The organism is Nocardia sp. NPDC020380 (genome assembly GCF_044386975.1).
In the GTDB taxonomy this organism is placed as follows: domain Bacteria; phylum Actinomycetota; class Actinomycetes; order Mycobacteriales; family Mycobacteriaceae; genus Nocardia.
The window spans coordinates 266706-285232 of record NZ_JBIRVQ010000005.1; the positions used below are offsets into that span (position 1 = coordinate 266706).

Genomic DNA, 18527 nt, shown 5'->3' on the forward strand with positions numbered 1-18527 from the left:
GGTCGGCGGCATGGGCAGTGCGAGTGCGGTATTCGTCGGATTGGCGACGCTCGACCTGTCCTATGCCGTCGGCCGCTATCCGGCGGAGGACAGCAAGACCCAGGCCGACGACCTGTTCCTGGGTGCGGGCGGCCCGGCCGCGAATGCGGCGGTGACGTACGCGTTCCTGTCCGGGCGGACGCCGCGACTGGTGACGGCGCTGGGCAAACACGCGCTGGCCGAGCTGATCCGCGATGATCTGCACCGGTGCGGGGTGGAGGCGGTGGATCTCACGCCCGAGGCGGATGGGCAGCCGCCGGTGTCGTCGATCATCGTGGCGACGGAGGCGGCGACGCGAACCATTGTGTCGCTGGACGGTTCGCGTATCCGGCCGGTGCTCGAGGATGCTGCCGGTCAGTTGGCTGGTGCCGCAATGGTTCTCGTGGACGGGCACTACGACGAGCCGGCGCTGCGGATGGCGGCGGCTGCCCGGGCGGCGGGTATTCCGGTGGTGCTCGATGCGGGACGCTGGCGGCCCCTCCATGCCGAATTGCTGCCGCTGGTGGATATCGCGATTTGCTCCGCGGCTTTCGAACCGCCTGGTGTGCAGTCGGATTCACTCGCTGCGGTCTTCGATTTCCTGCATACGGCGGGTCCGGATCGGGTCGCGATCAGCCGGGGCGATCATCCGATCGCCTATTCGGCGCCGGCGGGGCGCGGGGAGATCGCGGTACGCGCGAGCCGGGCGGTGGACACGCTGGCTGCGGGCGATATTCTGCACGGCGCGTTCTGCCATTTCCATGCCGGTGGCGAGGATTTCGCGACGGCGCTCACGCATGCGGCCGAGGTGGCGACGCTGTCCTGCGGTTTTGTCGGCACCAGGGAATGGATGCGGCATCTGCGGAAGCGGCGCGATCAGTCGATGCGGTAGCCGCGCCCGGCCTTCTTGATGATCAGATCGGCGAACGGGCGGGTGGCTTCGACCAGCCGGGCATTGCGCATATCGCTGTGCGCGACTTTGATTTTCGCGGCGGCGGGGGTGCGGCCGCCGCGGATGTGGCGGCGGATCAGGCGTTGTTCGATGACGAGTTCGGGAACGTCGAGGTACCAGGTTTCGTCGAGCAGGGGCCGGACGGCGGACCAGCCCGGGTGGCCCGGATCGTCCAATAGCAGGTAGTTGCCCTCGGTGACGACGATGGTCTGTTCCTCGAACACCACTCCGGCCGGGACGGGTTCGTGTAGCTCGCGCGAATAGGTGGGCCACGGCACGGGTTGCCCGGGTGGCGTGTAGCGGACTTCGCGCAGGGCGTCGACATAGCCCGTGACGTCGAAAGTGTCGGGCTCGCCTTTGCGTTCGAGATTTCCGTCGGCGCGCAGGCGTTCGCCGGCGAGGTGGAATCCGTCCATCGGGGCGATCTCGGCGAGGCGGCGGCCGGCGGCCAGATTCAGTTCGTCGCGGATGCCGCGGGCGAGCGTGGATTTACCCGCGCCGGGCGGGCCGGCGATGCCCAGGACGAACCGGCCGTGCTGTCCGTTCGCACGTCGGCGGACGCGCGCCGCCAGCTCCGCCAGGGAGGTTTCGACACTGCCGCGGGTCGCCACCGCATCAACCCTACGGACTCGCACCGGGATTCGTTGCGGGCGCGCCCTAACGGTTACCTGGCGCCCGCGGTATCGCCCGCATGAGCGCGTCCAGATCCGCTTCCAGCAGCCGGAACAATCGATAGGTGAGGACGAACGCGAGAATGCCGCCGACACTCAGGAATCGCAGCGGCACGATCACCAGGCCGAGGTCGTGCTGATCGACCAAGGTCGCACTCGCGACGCCCAGCAATGGCACCAATGCGGCCGCGGCCAGATAGAAATTGCTGCGCCGCGCCAAGGCCGCCAGCTGCCGCCGATCCGCGGGGCCGACGGAACCGCGCGCCAGCAATTGCGGATACAGCGATCGCACCGCGTACACCATGATCAGGAAGAACGGATACGCGAGCGCGATCGCCGCGCACACCAGCTGTGCGGTGAAGAAATGCAGGAAAGCATTGTGCGGCAGGTCCGCTCCCATCGCCTGCAGGGTCAGCGGCCACGCCACACCCGCGATCACCCACGCCGCGAACGGTAACCAGACCGCCCGCTCCCCCATCAGTAACGTGTCCGCGCGGGCCCGCGCGAGTTCCGCGGGACTGTACGCATGTCCGCGCGCCAGCCGGTACGAGACGGTCAGCGGCCGCCGCGCCAGCCACAGCAACAGCACCGCCACCAGCGGGAAGGCGACGACATTGTTGACCAGTGCGACCGTCGCGAACCGGTGCTGATCCGCCACCGACAACTCGTCCACGATCAGGCTCTGATTGATGCGGATGTTGTAGAGACTGGCCAGCGCGTTCGGCAACCCGACACACATGGCCGCGATCGGCACCGGCCAGCCGCGCAGCCGCGCCTGCCAGCGGCCCGGCGGCGGATCCACCAGGTCCCGGGCCCGTGGGTCGAGGCACAGATCCAGCTGACCGGCCAGGTCGGCGCCGTGCTGCCAGCGGAGGCCGGGATCGGGCTGCAGGCATTCGAGCAGTACCCGGCGCAGGGCCGCGGGCGTATCGGCGGGCAGTTGTTCGAGGGCTTTCGGTGGTACTCCGGCTTGCCGCTGGGCCAGCATGTCCGCTACCGCCGAACGGTCGGATTCCAGATCTTCCGGCCGGCGCTGCCCGACGCCGGTCGCCGCGTCAGACTGTCCCGTCGCGCCGGAGGAATCATCGAAAGGCAATGTGCCGGTGAGCATTTCCCACAGCAGCAGGCCGAGCGAATAGATGTCGCTGCGTTCGTCCGGCATGGCGGAGTTCGGGTTCAGCAGTGCCGCAAGCACTTCCGGTGAGCGGTACCGCAGTGCGGCGGGATCGCCGGCGACCGCGCCGTGCCCGTTCAGGTTCCCGGCTGTCCAATACACCGGTCCCAGCATGAAATCCGCCAGCTTCGGCACGCCCTCGGCCGTGAACAGCACATTCCCAGGCCGGATGTCGTGGTGCAGCACCCCTTGCCGCGCCGCGTGATCCAATGCTCCGGCCAGTCGCCGCCCCACCCAGGCCACTGTTTCCGGCCAGCTCAGGGCGGCGATCTCGGCTCGCACCGAGGAGCCGGAGGGCCTGATCTCGCCGCGGGCTTCCATGGCGGCGTCCACCGCGCGCAGCAGCAGTTCGCCGCTCCGCGGTCGCGGGTCGCCGGCGTCCTCGAACGCGGCCAGCAGTTCCTGGACGGCGCCGCCCGGCAGGTATTGCATGTACAGCAGCCGCAAGGGTTTTCCGGTGCTGCCGTCGGCGATGAGGCGCTGGTCGAAGACGCGGACGATGTGCGGGTGGTCGAGCTGGGCGACGGTGTCGGTATCGCTGTCGGCGCCGGCTTCGACCCGGACCGCGACCAGGCGTTGCATGGAGAGCTGGCGGGCCAGGAACATGCGGCTGTGGTCGCCGCCGCCGAGGTCGGTGAGCAGGTCGAAATCGTCTAGGCGGCGGCCGATTTCGATACCGTCCGGCAGGGTGGGTGGTGCGGGGAGGGGTGCGTCGCCGGTGAGGCGGCGGCGGATCTCGGCGGCGACGTCCGGGTATTCGGCGGTGAAGTCGTCCACGTCGACGGGCCGGTAGCGGCTGCGCGCCAGGTATTCCTCACACACCAGGTCGGCGAATTGCGGGCTCTGCGTGACCTCCGGGAATTCCCGGAGGTATTCGGTGATCCGCTTCTCCAGGCCGGCGCGCCGCCACCGCCGGTGCAGGTCGACGCGCACCAGGTCGGCGAGGACGGTGAGCCGGGCCTCGCGGCCGTCGGGGACGTAGCGGTCCAGGCGCGGCGGTTCGGTGCGGTCGCCGCGCAGCGTGGATTCCCAGTCGGCCGTGAACCGGGCGACGGCCTCCTCCGGCAGTTCACTCACGATCCGGCACCGGTCCCGTTGTCCTCGTGCACAGTCAGCGATTCTGTGTCATCGCGCACCGGACGGCCCGGCGACACCACGCGTTCCAGGGCGGCGAGATCGGATTCCAGGGCCCGGAACATGATGTACACGGCCACGAACGCGAGAATGCCGCCGACGCTGAGCACGCGCACGGCGACGATCACCCGCGGAATGTCCTCCGGCGGCAGGAAGGTCACGCCCGCCACCGCCAGCAGCGGCACCGCCGCGGCCACCGCCAGATAGTTGTTGCAGCGGCGGCCGAGCCGATGCAGCCACACCGCGTCCTCGGCGCTGATATCGCCGTGCCGCAGGAACATCGGATAGATGCACCGCACCAGATAGAACGTGACCAGGAAGAACGGGTAGGCGACCGCGATCGCCCCGCACACCACCAGCGACACCAGGAAATGCACGACGCCGCTGGTCGGCAGGTCCTTCGCGGTCAGCCGCAGCACCAGCGGGAACCCGATGCCCGCCAGCACCCACAGCGAGAACACCACGAACGAGATCCGTTCTCCGGCAAGGAGAACGTCGGCGCGGGCGCGGCGTAGCATGCCCGGGTCGTAGTCGCGGCCCCGGCGCAGGCCGCGCGGCACCACCAGCACATACCGGCACAGGTAGGTGATGGCGATGGCCCCGAGCGGGAAGAACACCAGGTTCACGGTGGCCGTGGTGAGCGCGAAGGTGTGCATGGCGCCGTCGGACAGATGGCTGATGATGAACGCCCGGTTGTGCGCGATGTTGTACAGCGAGGCCAGTACGTTCGGTACCGCGATGGCCAGGCCGACCAGCGGAATCATCCACGGCCGCAGGCGCCGCCGCCAACTGTGCGGGGGCGGGTCGACCAGGTCCCGGGCGCGGGCGTCCAGGCACAGCTCGAATTGCTTGGCGAGCGCGGCGCCGTCCGCCCAGCGGTCCTCGCGGTCGGGCGCCAGGCAGGTGAGCAGGACGCGGCGCAGCGCGGCCGGGCAATCGGGCGGCACCCGGTCCAGGGCGGCCGCTTCCACGCCGCCGCGGCGGCGTTCCAGCATGGCTTCCAGGGTGGTGCGGTCGCCGTGATCGCCGGGTCCGGCGGTGCTGTCGTCGAAAGGTTTTGCGCCGGTGAGCAATTCCCACAGCACCACGCCGAGGGAGAAGATGTCGGCGCGGGTGTCCAGGTCGGCGGCGGTGCGCGCGACCCCGGGATGGCAGGCCTCCAGCTGTTCCGGCGACATGTAGGACAGGGATCCGCCGAAGTAGGAGACGGGGCTGGCGCTGTCCAGGGTGCGGCTGAAGCTGATGTTGAAATCGGCCAGTTTGGGCGCCGCTTCCGCGGTGAGCAGGATGTTCGCGGGTTTCACATCGCGGTGCAGCACGCCGTGCCCGTCCGCGTAGTCGAGGGCCTCGGCGAGCCGGCGGCCCAGCCACGCAACGGTTTCCGGCCAGGACAGTCCGGCGAGTTCGGCGCGCACGCTGGAATCGGTGGGCCGGATCTCGCCCTTCTCCTCCATGGCGGCGTCGACGGCGTCGAGCAGCAGTTGCCCGCTGCGTTCAGTGGGCGGCGTGGCGCGCACCCAGCGCAACACGCCCAGCAGCGTGCCGCCGGGCAGGAACTGCATGTACAGCAGCCGCAGCCGGCGCCCGGAGTCGGTGTGCCCGCCGGTCATGAGCCGCTGGTCGAAGACGCGCACGATGTAATCGTGGTCCAGCTGGGCCAGGGTCTGCGGTTCGGTGCCGTGGTCGGCGGAGATCTTCACCGCGACCAGGCGTTGCAGGGAGCGCTGCCGGGCCAGGAACACGCGTGCGAAGGCGCCGCTGCCGAGGCTGGTGAGCAGGTCGAAATCGTCTATGCGCTGGCCGATCTCGATGCTGTCGAGCAGATCGCCGACCTCGTCGGCGGCCTTGCCGGTGGTGGCGGGAGCGGCGAGACCGGTCTGCTGGAGTGCGTCGGCGTGCACGGTGAGCTCGCCGATCGAGGGCACGTGCGTGGTCTCGCCGACACCGGTGGCGGTGTCGCCGGAGGGGTGCCGGATGGTCTCGTCGAACCGCGCACCGGTGCTCGTGTCCGGTGCGGCCGCGCTGCGGCCGAGTGTTTCGTCGGTGACGGTGCTGCCGCTGCGGGTGGATTCGTCGAAGTGGCTGCGCCGGGTGCTCTGGTCCTCGTCGTCGGCGTTCAGCAGTTCGCGCAGCTCGGCGGCCTGGCGCGGGTATTCGCGCAGGCAGTCGCGGGGGTCGACGCGTTCGCCGCTGTGCCGGCGGATGACGAATTCCTCGTACACCAGCCCAGCGGGCAGCTCGTGGGGTGCGAGTTCGGGGAACTCCGTGCAGTAGTCGCCGAGCCGTTTCGGCTGCGAGCGGCCGGGCGGGACGCCACTACGGCCCGGCGGCAGGCCGGGGCGGCGCAGCCAGCGATGCCGCATGTCCACGCGGATCAGTTCGATCAGCGCGGTCAGCCGCAGCGTGGTGGCGTCGGGCAGGAAATCGGCGATGCGCGGCGGCGAGCCACCCGCGTCCCACGCTGCCGTGAAGGCCGTGACCGCGCTGAATTCCGTTCCGGCCGAGTAAGGCCCGGAGCGGTGGTCGGAACCAGAAGCCATGTCCGCACCCATCTGGCTCGGCACGGATACCGTGGAATCCGCACTCTCGATCCGGGGATGCGACGGAGAAAATCCGCCACACCCGACACCATCATCCCCGACCAATTGCCGGAATGATAACTTGCGGCTCACGACCGGATCACCCGATTTCGACACGAGGCGACGGGGGACAGACCAGCATGTACGACGAGGGCAGCACGCTGACCGACGACATGGCGGCGGAGGTGGCGGTGGACACCGACGACACGGCCGGGACCCGCCCGGACCTCGGCACCGCCGGCGGGACCGCGGCGGCGGTACAGAGCGGGCTGCTCACCCCGGAACAAGCCGTCGCCGCGGCCCTCGACCGGATCCGCGCCCGTGACCGGAAGGTGAACGCGTTCACGGTGGTTCGCGAGGAGGCCGCGCTCGCCGAGGCGCGGGCCATGGCCGAACGGCCCGACCTGGACATGCTGCCGCTGGCCGGGGTGCCGGTGGTGGTGAAGAACAATATCGATGTGACGGGTGAGGTGACCCGCGCCGGTTCGCTCGCCGGCTCCGACGAGGCCGCCACCGCCGATCATCCGGTGGTGCGCCGGCTACGGTCGGCCGGCGCGATCGTCGTCGGCCTGACCACGGTTCCGGAATTCGGATTGTGGGGGGCCACCGATTCGCCCGCGGGCATCACCCGCAGTCCCTGGAATCCGCGGTACAGCGCCGGCGGGTCGTCGGGCGGTTCCGGCGCGGCGGTGGGGGCGGGCATGGTGCCGGTCGCGCACGGCAACGACGGATTGGGGTCGGTGCGCATTCCGGCGGCCTGCTGCGGCGTGGTCGGCCTGAAGCCGGGCCGCGGTCTGGTGCCCGCGGAGGTGGGCGTCGACTCGTGGGGCGGCATGACCGAAAACGGGGTGCTCGCAACGACTGTCGCGGATGCGGCCCTCATGCTGTCGGTGCTCGCCGACCGTCCGGCGCTGGCCGAACTGGAGTCGCCGAAGCAGCTGCGCATCGGCCTGGCCACCCGCCCGCCGCTGCCCGGCACCCGGGTGGACCTGGCCTGGACCGCGGCCGCCGACAAGGCCGCGGCCGCCGCCGTGACCGCGGGGCATACGGTGGGTCTGGCCGAACTGCCTTACCAGGGTGCGACATTCGCGCTGCTGCTGCGCTGGCTCGGCAATGCGGCGCGCGAGGCCGCGGCCGTCGCGCATCCGGATCGGCTGCAACGCCGCACCCGCACCCATATCGCCCTCGGCCAGTGGGTCCTGAAGACCGGCCTGCTGCGCCCCGCCCAGGTGGATCGGGTCGAGGCCAGGCTGCTCGACTACTTCGACCGCTACGACGTGGTCATCACGCCCACGCTGGCCACCCCGGCCCTGCGCGCCCGCCATTGGTACCGTCGCCCGTGGCTGGCGAATGTCACGGCGAATGCCCGCTTCTCCCCCTTCACGCCCCTCTGGAACCTGATCGGCTGGCCCGCCCTCTCCATCCCCATGGGCATCCACCCCCGCACCGGCACCCCGGTCGCCGCGCAGCTGGCGGGCCCGCCCGGCAGCGAATCCACCCTGCTCCGCCTGGCCGCTCAAATCGAGGCCGCGCACCCCTGGCAACGCATCGCCCCGATCCCCCAGTAGCGGCGCCTCTGGGCGGCAACGCCTTCCGGGCTCGGCAGCGAGACTCCTCGGCGGCCTGACGAGCGTTCCTGGCGGGCCGGCCCGCGACGCGCGGCCGGACTGCACGGCATCCCGGACCGGCCTTGCTCGGAAGCGGACGCATCACGCAATCGACCTGCCCCCCGTGCGGAATCCGCGCAGCGGCGACCATGGCCGCCGCGCAGACCGGTGAAATACGAAGCAGCCCCGCATCACTCGTGATGCGGGGCTGCTGTCGCAGGACCGTGCGGCACCCGGCGGGTGCGTGCGCGGTGGGTGGCGGCACCCTCCGACCCGTGCCGCCGCCCGGTGGTTACTGTGCGGCGGCGACCGGTTCCTTGGTGTCGGCGAAACCGCCGTCGAGGACGCGGGCGGCGAACTCGAGGATGGTGGGCCGGTCGTCGTCGGCACGCCAGGCGACGGCGAGTTCGCACGGGGCGAGGCCGGTCAGCGGGCGGGCGGTGAGGCCGGGCCAGCGGTACATGGGGACATTGTTCTCCGCGAGCAGGCAGACGCCGAGCCCGAGGCTGACGGCCTCGAGGCGTTCCTCGGCGGTGGCCGCTTCCGCGCCGATGCGGGCCTGACGGCCGCCGCGGGCGTCGGCGCCCAGCCAGAAGTCGCGGGCCGCACCGGCTTCGGCGGGCATGGCGATGAACGGTTCATCGGCCAGGTCGGCGAAGTCGATGCTCTCGTGGTTGGCGAGGGCGTGGTTCTCGGGGAGCAGGATCCAGCGCGGTTCGGTGCGCAGCACCTGCCACCGGTAGCGGCTGGTGTCGGGGACGGGCAGCCACATGAGGGCCAGGTCCGCCTGGCGGCCGGCGAGGCCGCTGGACGGGTCGGTCCAGGACGCGGAGTGCAGGGCGAGCCGGTGCCCGCTGGCGCTCTCCAGGTCGGTGATGAGGCCGCGCCCGATGGAGGACTGGATGCCGACGCGCAGCACCTCGCCCGCCTCCTGGAGGGCGACGTTGGTCACCTCCCACAGTTCCAGGATCTTCCGGGCGCCTTCGAGGAGTTCTTTGCCGGCGACGGTCAGGGCCACGCTGCGCTGATTGCGGTCGAACAGCACGACGTCGAGCTGGCGTTCCAGCTGACGGATCTGTCGTGACAAGGTGGGTTGTGCGATGTGCAGCCGCTGGGCGGCATTGGTGAAGTGAAGTTCCTCAGCGACGGCGACGAAATACCGCAGGTCGCGCAAATGCGGGTCCATAGCCCCTTGCTATCAGAATCGGTCTTGATTTACCAGCCGTATCCGACCCGAAAGTTTGCAACGAAGTCGGAAAACAGCCGTCAGGTTTGTTAAGCACAGCATAGGACGGCCCCGAAACTTTCCGTTAACCGGATCCGCGAATTTCCCGCTTCTGCCTCGGCCCCGCCGTCCGCCCATTGATACGGACATGTGACCAGCAGTAACTGCAATCACCCCGAACCCCCACCCCCACAACACCTTCCCCGCACCGAACATCCAGCAACACACCCCCTCCCAGGCCCCGACACCTAAACAGAGGGATGAGTGAATTTCGTCACAACGACCCGAAAAAGCCGCCTCCCCCACTCAGGAAAGGCGGCTTGGACCAACTCTCGGAGGCTCTCGGGGGCAAGCCCCCGAACCCCCTCTCGGGCGCTCACGCCCCAAAACCCCGGCGACTCTCAGGGCTTCCGCCCCGCCCCGATCCTGTGGGGTTTCAGGGGCTTGCCCCGGCGCAGGGAGGTGGAGCCGCGAGTTACGAGAGTTGTCTTAGCCGCCGTAGACCTTCGGGTCGAGGGTTCCGATGTAGGGGAGGTCGCGGTAGCGCTCGGCGTAGTCCAGGCCGTAGCCGACCACGAATTCGTTGGGGATGTCGAAGCCCACGGCCATGACGTCGACCTGCGTGCGCAGGGCGTCGGGCTTGCGGAGCAGGGTGACGACCTCGAGGGAGGCCGGGTTGCGGCTGGAGAGGTTGCGCAGCAGCCAGGACAGCGTGAGCCCCGAGTCGATGATGTCCTCGACGATCAGCACATTGCGCCCGGCAATGTCCTTGTCCAGGTCCTTCATGATCCGCACCACGCCCGAGGACGAGGTCGAGGATCCGTAGGAAGAAACGGCCATGAACTCCATCTGGGTCGGCACGGTGAGCCGTTTCGCCAGATCGGTCATGAAAAAGATGGCGCCCTTGAGTACTCCCACCAGCAGCAGATCGCCCTCGGGCGCATCGGCGGGATAACGCTTGGCGACCAGATCCGCGAGCTCGTCGACCTTGTCCGAGATCTGTTCCTCGCTGATCAGCACCGACGCGATGTCGTCCCCGTACACGTCCGCTGGTTTCCCTTCAGTGATGCCGTCCCCGTGCGGGTCCGGTCCGGTCCGAGCCCAGTATGAGCCTGCCATGTTCACGCGCGGCAACCAACCTGGTCCCGTTGAGCGAACCGCCCACCGCGACCCCGCCCTGTCCGCGCCAGTGTGTGACGAGGGCCTCTACCGCGCGTAAATTGCTGTCCGTCAATGATTTTGCGCCACGTTCCAGCAACCAGGCGCGCAGGGCGCGGCGGCGGAGTGCGGGCGCGGCAGTGGCGAGCGTCTCTACCCGCAGTCCGTCATCGTCTCGCGCACTGTCCAGCAACTTCTCAGCGAGCTCATCGAGGACCGCGCTGTCCTCGCGTAAGTGGGCTGCCGTGCGCGCCAGCGCGGGCGCGACACCACCGCCGAGTACGTCCTCGAGCAGCGGCAGCACTTCGGTGCGCAGGCGTACCCGGGTGAATTCGGGTGAGCTGTTGTGCGGGTCCTCGTGCGGGTCCACTCCGAGGTCCGCGCAGAGCTGCCGGGTGGTCGCCCGCCGCACCCCGAGCAGCGGCCGTCCCCATGGTTCGTCGAATTCGGCCATGCCCTGGATGGATCGGGCCCCGGATCCGCGGCCGAGTCCGAGCAGCACGGTTTCGGCCTGATCGTCGAGGGTGTGCCCGAGCAGCACCGGCAGCCCGTCCCGCGCCTGATCGAGCGCCGCGTATCGGGCCCGCCGGGCAGCGGCTTCCGGCCCGCCCTCCCCGCCGACCTCGATGGTCAGCACCCGCGCGCTCCGGCACCCCAGCCGCATCGCTGCGGCCGCGGCACCGGCCGCGACGACCTCGGACCCGTCCTGCAGCCGGTGATCGACGACGAGCGCGTCCACGGCATCGGCCTCGGCGACGGCGGCCGCGGTCAGCGCCAGCGAATCCGCGCCCCCGGACAGCCCGACCGCCACCACTCCGGCAGACGCGTACGCACCCAGCCACTCCCGCACCGCATGCCGCATCTCCAGCGCGGCGCGCGTCTCGGGCAGCCTGGGCCGATCGTTCACGCCCCCGATCGTCGCACGCGCGGGCTGCCGTCCCAGCGACCGGTGCCGGGCGTGCCCGCACGTCCGAGAACACTCACGCCGCAAGGCGTTACGCGGCGCTAGCCGAGGACGCGCCGCACCCAGCGTTGCGGGTCGGCGATTTCGTCTGTGCGCGGCAGGGTTTCGGCGTCGGTCCAGACGGTGTTGAAGCGGTCCGTGCCGACGGTGCCCACGACCTCGTCGACGAACTTCTTGCCGCGCACGTATTGCGCGACCTTGGCGTCCATGCCGAGCAGGGCGCGCAGCAGCCGCTGGATCGGGTTGGCGGGCCGTTTCCGGCGCTGGTCGAAGGCGGCGCGAATGCGGGTGACCGAGGGCACGACGGCGGGTCCGACCGCGTCCATGACGTGGTCGGCGTGGCCTTCCAGCAGGGTGCCGAGCATGAGCAGCCGGTCGAGGGCGTCGCGCTGTGGTTCGGCCTGGGTGGCGCGCAGCAGTCCGATGACTCCGCCGGCCGGGTCCTCGATGCCGCGGCGGCGTTCCTTGACGGCTTCGACGAGCCGGCCGAGCATGTCGGCGAGCGGTTCGTCGCCGGTGTCGCCCAGGGTTTCGACATTGCTCTTCATGTAGTCGGACAGCCAGGGCGCGGAGGAGAACTGCACCCGGTGGGTGACCTCGTGCAGGCAGACCCAGAGCCGGAAGTCGCTGGGCGGCACCGAGAGTGCGCGTTCCACGGCCATGATGTTGGGCGCGACCAGCAGCAGGGTGCCGTTGGGCCCGGTGAAGGGGTCGTATTGGCCGAGGATGGCGGTGGACAGGAAGGCCAGCATGGCCCCGGCCTGCAGGCCCGCGGGTTTGCCCGCGAATTTGCCGCGGTCGGTGGCGTCGTCGACGCCGCTGCCGGTGAGCTGGGACATGGAGTCGGCGGCGGCGCGGATCCAGCCGGGCCGGTCCACGATGAGCGCTTCGGGCACGACGGATCCGTCGACGAGCCGGCTCACCTCGCGCACGGGTCCTTCGGCGTGCTTGGAGGCGGCGGCGAGTTCGGCGACGGCCTGTTCGGCGGAGTACCGGCTGGTGCGGGGTCCGGCGGGGACCAGCGCGGAACCGGTGCGGGCGGCCATGTTCCAGTCGACGGCGCCGGTCAGCGGGGTGCGCGGTTTCCGGGTGAGTTCACCGGTGGCCGGGTCGACCAGCACCTGTTCCCGTGGCCGGGACAGGTCGGTTCCGTGCGGATCGGCTGGGGCCGAGGGGTTTTCGGGTCCGGTCATGTTCATCCACCCGTCACGAGCATCCACAGTTGCGCAGTGCGTCCGCGACCGCGTCCAACGCCGGCCGGCTCACTTCCGGCGGCCGATCGTTCGACATGAGCGCGAAGGTCAGTACGCGCCCGTCACGGTCCAGCACATATCCGACCAACGCGCTGGAGACGGAAAGAGTTCCGGTCTTGGCGCGCACCCAGCCGGCGGCGTCGTGGTTGCGCACGGTGTACCGGTCGGCGAGGGAGCCGGTGGCGCCGGCGATGGGCAGGAAGTCGAGCATGGGGGTGAGCGGGGAGCCGGTGGGTCCGGTGGCGGCCGGGTCGACGCTCGAATTGGCTTGTGCCGCAGGGTTGTCCGGGAGGGCGGCGACGGTGAGGATGCGGTTGAGCAGGCGCGGCGGAATGTGGTCGTCGGTGGATAGCCCGCTGGAGTCCATCATGCTGAGGCCGGTGAGGTCGAAGCCGGCGGCCTGCAGTGCGGTGGCGGTGGCCTTGACGGCGCCGGCGAAGGAGGCTTCCTGTCCGGTGGCCATGGCGACTTCGCGGCCGATGGCCTCGGCTTCCACATTGTCGGAGTGCACCATGGCCTGCAGCATCCGGTCGCGCAGGGGCGCGGATTGCACGGCGGCGAGCTGGGTGGCGCCGGCCGGTGCGGTGCCGAGTTTCACGCGGGCCGGGTCGACGCCGAGGGCGGTGGCGAGTTTGCGGCCGGCGTCGAGGGCGGGATCGTCCACGCGCGGTGAGTATTCGACGAGCGGGTCGATGCGGCCGCCGTCGATCATGATCGGGTCGAGGGGCGCGATGGAGCCGCCGGCGATGTCGGAGCGATCCCAGCCGGGCGCGAAGTTGGTGCCGCTGTAGACGGAGGTGTCGACGCTGATCGAGTCGACCTGCTGCCCGGTGGCCTTGATCTGCGCGACCAGGTCGGAGAGTTTCGGTGCGCCCGGGTAGTAGCCGTTGCCGTCGGGCTGCGCGGTGAGGGTGGGGTCGCCGGCGGCGACCAGCACGATCTCACCGGGTGCGGATCCGGCCACCACCTTGGTGGTGAGTTTGTGGTCGGCGGGCAGGACCAGCAGTCCGGCCGCCATGGTGAGGATCTTGCCGGTGGACGAGGGGATCATCGGCTTGTCGGCGTCCTGGGTCCACAGCACCTTGCCCGAGTCGCCGTCGGTCACCGAGGCCGCGAAGGCGCCCAGATCGGGGTTGCCGACGACCGGTCCCAGCGCTGCGGCGAGCCCGTTCTTGCCGGCCGCGGGCGCGGACGCGGGTGCGGGCACGACCTGTGGCATGGCCTTCACGGGTGCGGGCGGGGCGGCGATGGTCAACCCCCCGTGCCGGAATTCCTCGGTCCACGGTTTCACGGTGAGGACGACCGCTGTCGCCCCGACGAGCACCACGACCAGGCCTGTTGCGACCACGATCCAGGTTCTGCGCCGCCGTCTGGCCTCCAGACCACCGATGTTCTGCTTGTTCCGACCAAACACCTGCCGCTGTCTCCTGAATACCGTGTGGTGGGGGCGGCACCTCGGCTGGTGACGGCCCGGGCGTCCCTGCCGAACCCACGCGCCCGGGTTCCACACTATCCTCGTTGCGCAGTCGTTCCCCCGAACGAGCTGGCGAGTCGGCAGCCATACCGCCCACCGAAGAAGGAGATGACGTGGAGTTCGACGTCACCATCGAGATCCCCCGGGGTCAGCGCAACAAGTACGAGGTAGATCACAAGACCGGGCGCGTGCGGCTGGACCGCTACCTGTACACGCCGATGATGTACCCGGCCGACTACGGCTACATCGAGGATTCGCTGGGTTCCGACGGCGATCCGCTGGATTGCCTGGTGCTGCTGCCGGAGTCGGTGTTCCCGGGTGTGCTGGTGGAGGCGCGTCCGGTGGGCGTGCTCATCATGAGCGACGAGGCCGGCGGCGACGAGAAGGTCGTGGCGGTACCGGCCGGTGACAAGCGCTGGAACCACATTCAGGATGTCGAGGACATTCCGGAGTTCCAGCGCAAGGAGATCGCGCACTTCTTCGAGCACTACAAGGACCTGGAGCCCGGCAAGTGGGTCAAGGTCGAGGGCTGGGAAGGCCGCGAGAAGGCGGAAACCCTGGTCGACGAGGCGTACGCACGCCTGAAGGAGCAGGGCGGCCACTGAGGTCCCCGATACCGCGAAGCGGGTGGTGCGCTCTTGCGCGCCACCCGCTTTCGATTACGCGGACGGTTTCTCAGCCTTCCGCGGCGGCGGCCGTGAGTCCGGCCGTCGTGCGCAGCGGCACTTCTTTCCAGAACAGCACCAGCACGAAGGCCAGCAGGGTCACGCCGGAGGTGATCAGGAATACCGTGGACAGGGATTCCGCGAATCCGACCTTGAACGGATGTGCCAGTACGGGATTCAGCTTCTGAATTACCGAACTGTCGTTCAGGACGCCTTGCACCGCCGACAGATTGTGGCTAAGGAAGCCTTGCGACAGCGCCATATCCGCGGGATTACCGTCGTGCGCGCCTTTGGCCACGGCTTGCAGGAACGCCGGATTCTGTCCTGCCGCACGCAGTTGCGAGCTGATATTCGGGGTGAGGCGGTCGAACAGTACGGACAGGAATACGGCCGCGCCGAGGGTGCCGCCGATCTGCCGGAAGAAGGTGGCGGCGGCGGTCGACACTCCCATGTCCTTGGGCGGCAGCGCATTCTGCAGGGCCACGATCAGCGGCTGCATGAGATTGCCGAGCCCGAAGCCGACGCAGAGCATGAACAGCATGACTATCCAGAAGTCCGTGTCCGCCTTCAGATAGTGCAGCAGGAACAGACCGAGGGTGATCATGGCCGCGCCGATCAGCGTGTAGGCGCGATAGTGGCCCGTCTTGGAGATCAATTGGCCGGACAGGATGGATCCGATCATCATGCCGAGGACCATGGGGATCATTTGCAGGCCGCCGAGCATGGGGGACGCACCGCGTACCGCCTGCAAATACTGTGGCAGCAAGAGGATTCCGCCGAACATGCCCGCGCCGACGACGAACGAAATGACCACGCCGAGCGCGAACGTCCAATTCTTGAATATGCGTAATGGAACCAGTGCGGCATCGCCGAGCGCGGCTTCCACCAGCACGAATCCGATGATGGCGACCACGCTGACCACGTAGCAGAGAATGGATCGCGCACTGAGCCAACCCCATTCGCGGCCCTGCTGGGCGACGATGAGCAATGGCGTGATGCCGATGGCGAGAATGGCGGTGCCCCAATAATCCACGCGATCGGTGGATCGCTCGCGCGGCGGCAGCCGCAGCACGCGGGTGACCACGACGAGCGTGAACAGCCCGATGGGCACGTTCACCAGGAACACCCACCGCCACCCTGCGATGCCGAGAATATGGTGCTGCCCGGCGAGCAGTCCGCCGAGTACCGGTCCGATCACGCTGGAGGTGCCGAAGACGGCCAGGAAATATCCTTGGTACCTGGATCTTTCGCGGGGGCTGACGATATCGCCGACGATGGTGAGGGCCAGGGACATGAGTCCGCCCGCGCCGAGGCCCTGGAGGGCGCGGAAGGCGGCGAGCTCGTACATGGACTGCGCGGTGGTGCAGAGCAGCGAGCCGACGAGGAACAGCGAGATGGCTGCCAGATAGAAGGGCTTGCGCCCGTACATGTCCGACAGCTTGCCGTAGAGCGGGGTGGCAAGCGTCGCGGTGATCAGGTACGCGGTGGTCGCCCAGACTTGGAGCGAGTAGCCGTTGAGATCGTCCGCGATGGTGCGGATCGCCGTGGAAACGATCGTCTGATCGAGGGCGGCGAGCAGGATGCCCAGCAGCAGACCGCTGAGTATCACCAATATTTCCCGGTGGCTGAAGTCACCGGTTTCGGTCGACTCGCCCACTTCTGAAGTAGCCATGGCCCAAACCTCCAGCCTTACCCGCCTCACGATAGGCCGATAAGCGGAGGTCCGTGGTCCTTTTACGCTGGGCGAGCGACCGACTCCGAGCTGCTACTTCCCTTGGAAGCGCGGCGGCCGCTTCTCGAAGACCGCCTGAATGGCCTCGGTGAGATCCTCGGACGGCAGGAAGGCCGCATTCCAGGCGGAGACATACCGCAGCCCGTCCGCGACCTTGCCCGCCTTGGGCTGGTCGAGCACGTCCTTGATGCCCTGCACCACCAGCGGCGGGTTCTCCGCGATCTCGCGGGCCAGCGCGTGCGCGGCGTCCAGCACGGCCTCCTGGTCGGCGTAGACGTCGTTGATCAGCCCGATCTTCTCGGCGCGGGCGGCGTCGATGTCCTTGCCGGTGTAGGCGAGTTCGCGCAGGTGGCCTTCGCCGATGATGCCCGGCAGCCGGTGCAGCGAGCCGATGTCCGCGACGATGGCGACCTTGGCCTCGCGCAGCGAGAACTTGGCGTCCGCGCTGGCCAGCCGGATATCGGCGGCCGCGATGAGGTCGAGTCCGCCGCCGATGCACCAGCCGGAGATGGCGGCGAGGACGGGCTTGTGCGAGTTCGCGACCGCGGTGACCGAGTCCTGCATGGTGCGCACGTGCCGCAGGAAATCGGTGCGCGGCCCGGCGAGCGCCTTGTCGGCCAGCAGCGGGCCGAACAGCGGGCTCATGGCGGGCAGGTCGAGGCCGTAGGAGAAGTGCTTGCCCGCTCCGGTGAGGACGATGGCCCGCACCTCGGGGTCGGCGTCGAGTTCGCCGAAGATGAGCGGCAGCTCGCGCCAGAAGTCCGGGCCCATGGCATTGCCCTTGCCGGGGCCGGTGAGCGTCACCTGTGCGACGTGGTCCTTGCTCTCGACGTCGAAAGCCTTCCAATCGGTCATCGGTCCAGCGTAACGGGATAACCGGGACCTTCCACCCCCGCCACTCGGCCCGCGCCTGTTGGCGCGGGCCGAGTAGTACCAACCGGTTCGCCGAGTTAGCCGGCGCGGTGTAAATCCTGTGCTAATTCTGCTGCGGCCCACTGGTTCCCGTGCCCCCGTGGACGGACCATTCTCTTCATCGCCAGAGCTCACGTGCGGGTGTGGAGGACCGAGATGATGATGCATCACGGAATCGGACTGGAGCGCTTCAATTCCCTGACCCGTAGCCGCGCCGTGCATGCCTTGTTCGAATGCTGCTGCAATGTGACGTGGGCGGCGAAGATCGCGGACGGCCGGCCCTACCCGAGTCATGAGGCGCTGTTCAAGGCGGGCGAAGCCGAACTGGACGCCCTGTCTGCAGTCGATCTGGAGCGAGTATTCGATTCCTGTGTGCACGAACCCGTTTCGGCGCACACCTTGGGGGAGCTGACCCGCATCACCCAGACCAGGCTGGAGACCATGCTGGGCCCGGAAGACGGCTACCCCGAATACTGATCCCCCGCACATCCACCGCAATCGATCTACCCTTGGTGCCATGCGCAGGTCCCTGCCACCGGTCGCGTCGAAGGTCTCCGACACCTTGATCGCGCGCGGCCATCACGGGGTGATCATCACCCAGGACAGTCCCACCCATACCGCACGGGAAGCGGCCGATGCCCTCGGCGTGCAACTCGGCGCGATCACCAAATCGCTGGTCTTCCTGCTCGACGACGATCCGGTACTGCTGCTGGTCTCCGGCGCGCACCAGGTGCATCTGTCCCGCACCGGGCAGCGACTGGAGGGCACGCTGACCCGCGCGCCGGCGGCTATGGTGCTGGCGGTGACGGGTCAGCCGATCGGCGGGGTGGCCCCGCTCGGCCATCCGACCAATCTGCCGACGTTCGTGGACAACGCCCTGTCCCGGCATACGGAGTTGTGGGCGGCGGGCGGGCATCCGAACACACTGTTCCGCACGACTTTCGGCGAGCTGGTGCGGATCACGGCGGGCCTGGCCATCGATGTGGACTAGGCAACACATGGGACAGGC

At 69.1% G+C, this 18527-nt stretch carries 15 protein-coding genes; 5 read left to right on the plus strand and 10 right to left on the minus strand.

Annotated elements, in window-relative coordinates:
* Window positions 1-10 precede the first annotated feature (10 nt).
* Window positions 11-910, plus strand: coding sequence for a PfkB family carbohydrate kinase (locus tag ACH438_RS15190; RefSeq protein ID WP_397005374.1), 900 nt, complete (start codon window positions 11-13; stop codon window positions 908-910).
* On the opposite strand, the gene ACH438_RS15195 is transcribed toward ACH438_RS15190, so the two are convergent.
* The 3 genes from ACH438_RS15195 to ACH438_RS15205 are packed head-to-tail and all read right to left on the minus strand — an operon-like array spanning window position 895 to window position 6489.
* On the minus strand, window positions 895-1581 hold the full coding sequence (locus ACH438_RS15195; protein WP_397005376.1) for a nucleoside/nucleotide kinase family protein: 687 nt from the start codon (window positions 1579-1581) through the stop codon (window positions 895-897). The two genes, ACH438_RS15190 and ACH438_RS15195, sit on opposite strands and share 16 nt — an antisense overlap.
* A gap of 46 nt (window positions 1582-1627) precedes the next feature.
* Window positions 1628-3892, minus strand: a complete 2265-nt coding sequence (locus ACH438_RS15200) for a protein kinase (RefSeq protein ID WP_397005378.1) — start codon at window positions 3890-3892, stop codon at window positions 1628-1630.
* Window positions 3889-6489: a serine/threonine-protein kinase gene (locus tag ACH438_RS15205; RefSeq protein WP_397005380.1), complete on the minus strand. Its 2601-nt coding sequence runs from the start codon at window positions 6487-6489 to the stop codon at window positions 3889-3891. Before ACH438_RS15205 ends, ACH438_RS15200 begins: the two co-directional genes overlap by 4 nt.
* Window positions 6490-6668: 179 nt before the next feature.
* Here ACH438_RS15205 and ACH438_RS15210 point away from each other — a divergent pair, with 179 nt between their 5' ends.
* On the plus strand, window positions 6669-8096 hold the full coding sequence (locus ACH438_RS15210) for an amidase (RefSeq protein ID WP_397005382.1): 1428 nt from the start codon (window positions 6669-6671) through the stop codon (window positions 8094-8096).
* Between the two features lie 331 nt (window positions 8097-8427).
* Here ACH438_RS15210 and ACH438_RS15215 read toward each other — a convergent pair whose 3' ends face one another.
* The 5 genes from ACH438_RS15215 to dacB all read right to left on the minus strand — a co-directional run bounded on the left by ACH438_RS15215 (window position 8428) and on the right by dacB (window position 14125).
* Window positions 8428-9321 (minus strand): LysR family transcriptional regulator, encoded by an 894-nt coding sequence (locus ACH438_RS15215; RefSeq protein ID WP_397005384.1) that lies wholly within the window; start codon window positions 9319-9321, stop codon window positions 8428-8430.
* A gap of 528 nt (window positions 9322-9849) precedes the next feature.
* A complete protein-coding gene (gene hpt, locus ACH438_RS15220) occupies window positions 9850-10404 on the minus strand; it encodes a hypoxanthine phosphoribosyltransferase (protein WP_397005386.1) in 555 nt (184 codons plus the stop codon).
* A 16-nt stretch (window positions 10405-10420) separates the two neighbouring features.
* Window positions 10421-11380 (minus strand): tRNA lysidine(34) synthetase TilS, encoded by a 960-nt coding sequence (gene tilS, locus ACH438_RS15225; protein ID WP_397006011.1) that lies wholly within the window; start codon window positions 11378-11380, stop codon window positions 10421-10423.
* Window positions 11381-11523: 143 nt separating this feature from the next.
* On the minus strand, window positions 11524-12528 hold the full coding sequence (locus tag ACH438_RS15230) for a zinc-dependent metalloprotease (protein ID WP_397006013.1): 1005 nt from the start codon (window positions 12526-12528) through the stop codon (window positions 11524-11526).
* Between the two features lie 160 nt (window positions 12529-12688).
* Window positions 12689-14125: a D-alanyl-D-alanine carboxypeptidase/D-alanyl-D-alanine-endopeptidase gene (gene dacB, locus ACH438_RS15235; protein WP_397006015.1), complete on the minus strand. Its 1437-nt coding sequence runs from the start codon at window positions 14123-14125 to the stop codon at window positions 12689-12691.
* Window positions 14126-14322: 197 nt separating this feature from the next.
* Between dacB and ppa the strand changes: the two genes are divergently transcribed.
* Window positions 14323-14814, plus strand: a complete 492-nt coding sequence (ppa, locus tag ACH438_RS15240; RefSeq protein WP_397005388.1) for an inorganic diphosphatase — start codon at window positions 14323-14325, stop codon at window positions 14812-14814.
* A 70-nt stretch (window positions 14815-14884) separates the two neighbouring features.
* Here the strand turns inward: ppa and ACH438_RS15245 are convergent, their stop codons facing one another.
* Window positions 14885-16546 (minus strand): MDR family MFS transporter, encoded by a 1662-nt coding sequence (locus ACH438_RS15245; RefSeq protein ID WP_397005390.1) that lies wholly within the window; start codon window positions 16544-16546, stop codon window positions 14885-14887.
* Window positions 16547-16639: 93 nt separating this feature from the next.
* The gene (locus ACH438_RS15250) at window positions 16640-17461 is read right to left on the minus strand and encodes a crotonase/enoyl-CoA hydratase family protein (RefSeq protein WP_397005392.1); all 822 of its coding nucleotides are present in this window, start codon (window positions 17459-17461) and stop codon (window positions 16640-16642) included.
* A gap of 213 nt (window positions 17462-17674) precedes the next feature.
* Between ACH438_RS15250 and ACH438_RS15255 the strand changes: the two genes are divergently transcribed.
* Complete coding sequence (locus ACH438_RS15255; RefSeq protein ID WP_397005394.1) at window positions 17675-17995, plus strand: 2-oxo-4-hydroxy-4-carboxy-5-ureidoimidazoline decarboxylase; 321 nt, start codon at window positions 17675-17677, stop codon at window positions 17993-17995.
* Between the two features lie 40 nt (window positions 17996-18035).
* Window positions 18036-18509 carry a YbaK/EbsC family protein gene (locus tag ACH438_RS15260; protein WP_397005396.1) on the plus strand — a complete coding sequence of 158 codons (474 nt, stop codon included), beginning with the start codon at window positions 18036-18038 and terminating at the stop codon, window positions 18507-18509.
* The last annotated feature ends 18 nt before the right edge of the window (window positions 18510-18527 follow it).

What these genes read in the sequence shown, in the direction of transcription:
- ACH438_RS15190 (WP_397005374.1), top strand. Translation starts at nt 11, where the DNA reads ATGGGCAGTGCGAGTGCGGTATTCGTCGGATTGGCGACGCTCGACCTG.
- ACH438_RS15205 (WP_397005380.1), bottom strand. Translation starts at nt 6,489, where the DNA reads ATGGCTTCTGGTTCCGACCACCGCTCCGGGCCTTACTCGGCCGGAACG.
- ACH438_RS15210 (WP_397005382.1), top strand. Translation starts at nt 6,669, where the DNA reads ATGTACGACGAGGGCAGCACGCTGACCGACGACATGGCGGCGGAGGTG.
- ACH438_RS15215 (WP_397005384.1), bottom strand. Translation starts at nt 9,321, where the DNA reads ATGGACCCGCATTTGCGCGACCTGCGGTATTTCGTCGCCGTCGCTGAG.
- tilS (WP_397006011.1), bottom strand. Translation starts at nt 11,380, where the DNA reads ATGCGGCATGCGGTGCGGGAGTGGCTGGGTGCGTACGCGTCTGCCGGA.
- ACH438_RS15230 (WP_397006013.1), bottom strand. Translation starts at nt 12,528, where the DNA reads ATGGCCGCCCGCACCGGTTCCGCGCTGGTCCCCGCCGGACCCCGCACC.
- ACH438_RS15245 (WP_397005390.1), bottom strand. Translation starts at nt 16,546, where the DNA reads ATGGCTACTTCAGAAGTGGGCGAGTCGACCGAAACCGGTGACTTCAGC.
- ACH438_RS15250 (WP_397005392.1), bottom strand. Translation starts at nt 17,461, where the DNA reads ATGACCGATTGGAAGGCTTTCGACGTCGAGAGCAAGGACCACGTCGCA.
- ACH438_RS15255 (WP_397005394.1), top strand. Translation starts at nt 17,675, where the DNA reads ATGATGATGCATCACGGAATCGGACTGGAGCGCTTCAATTCCCTGACC.
- ACH438_RS15260 (WP_397005396.1), top strand. Translation starts at nt 18,036, where the DNA reads ATGCGCAGGTCCCTGCCACCGGTCGCGTCGAAGGTCTCCGACACCTTG.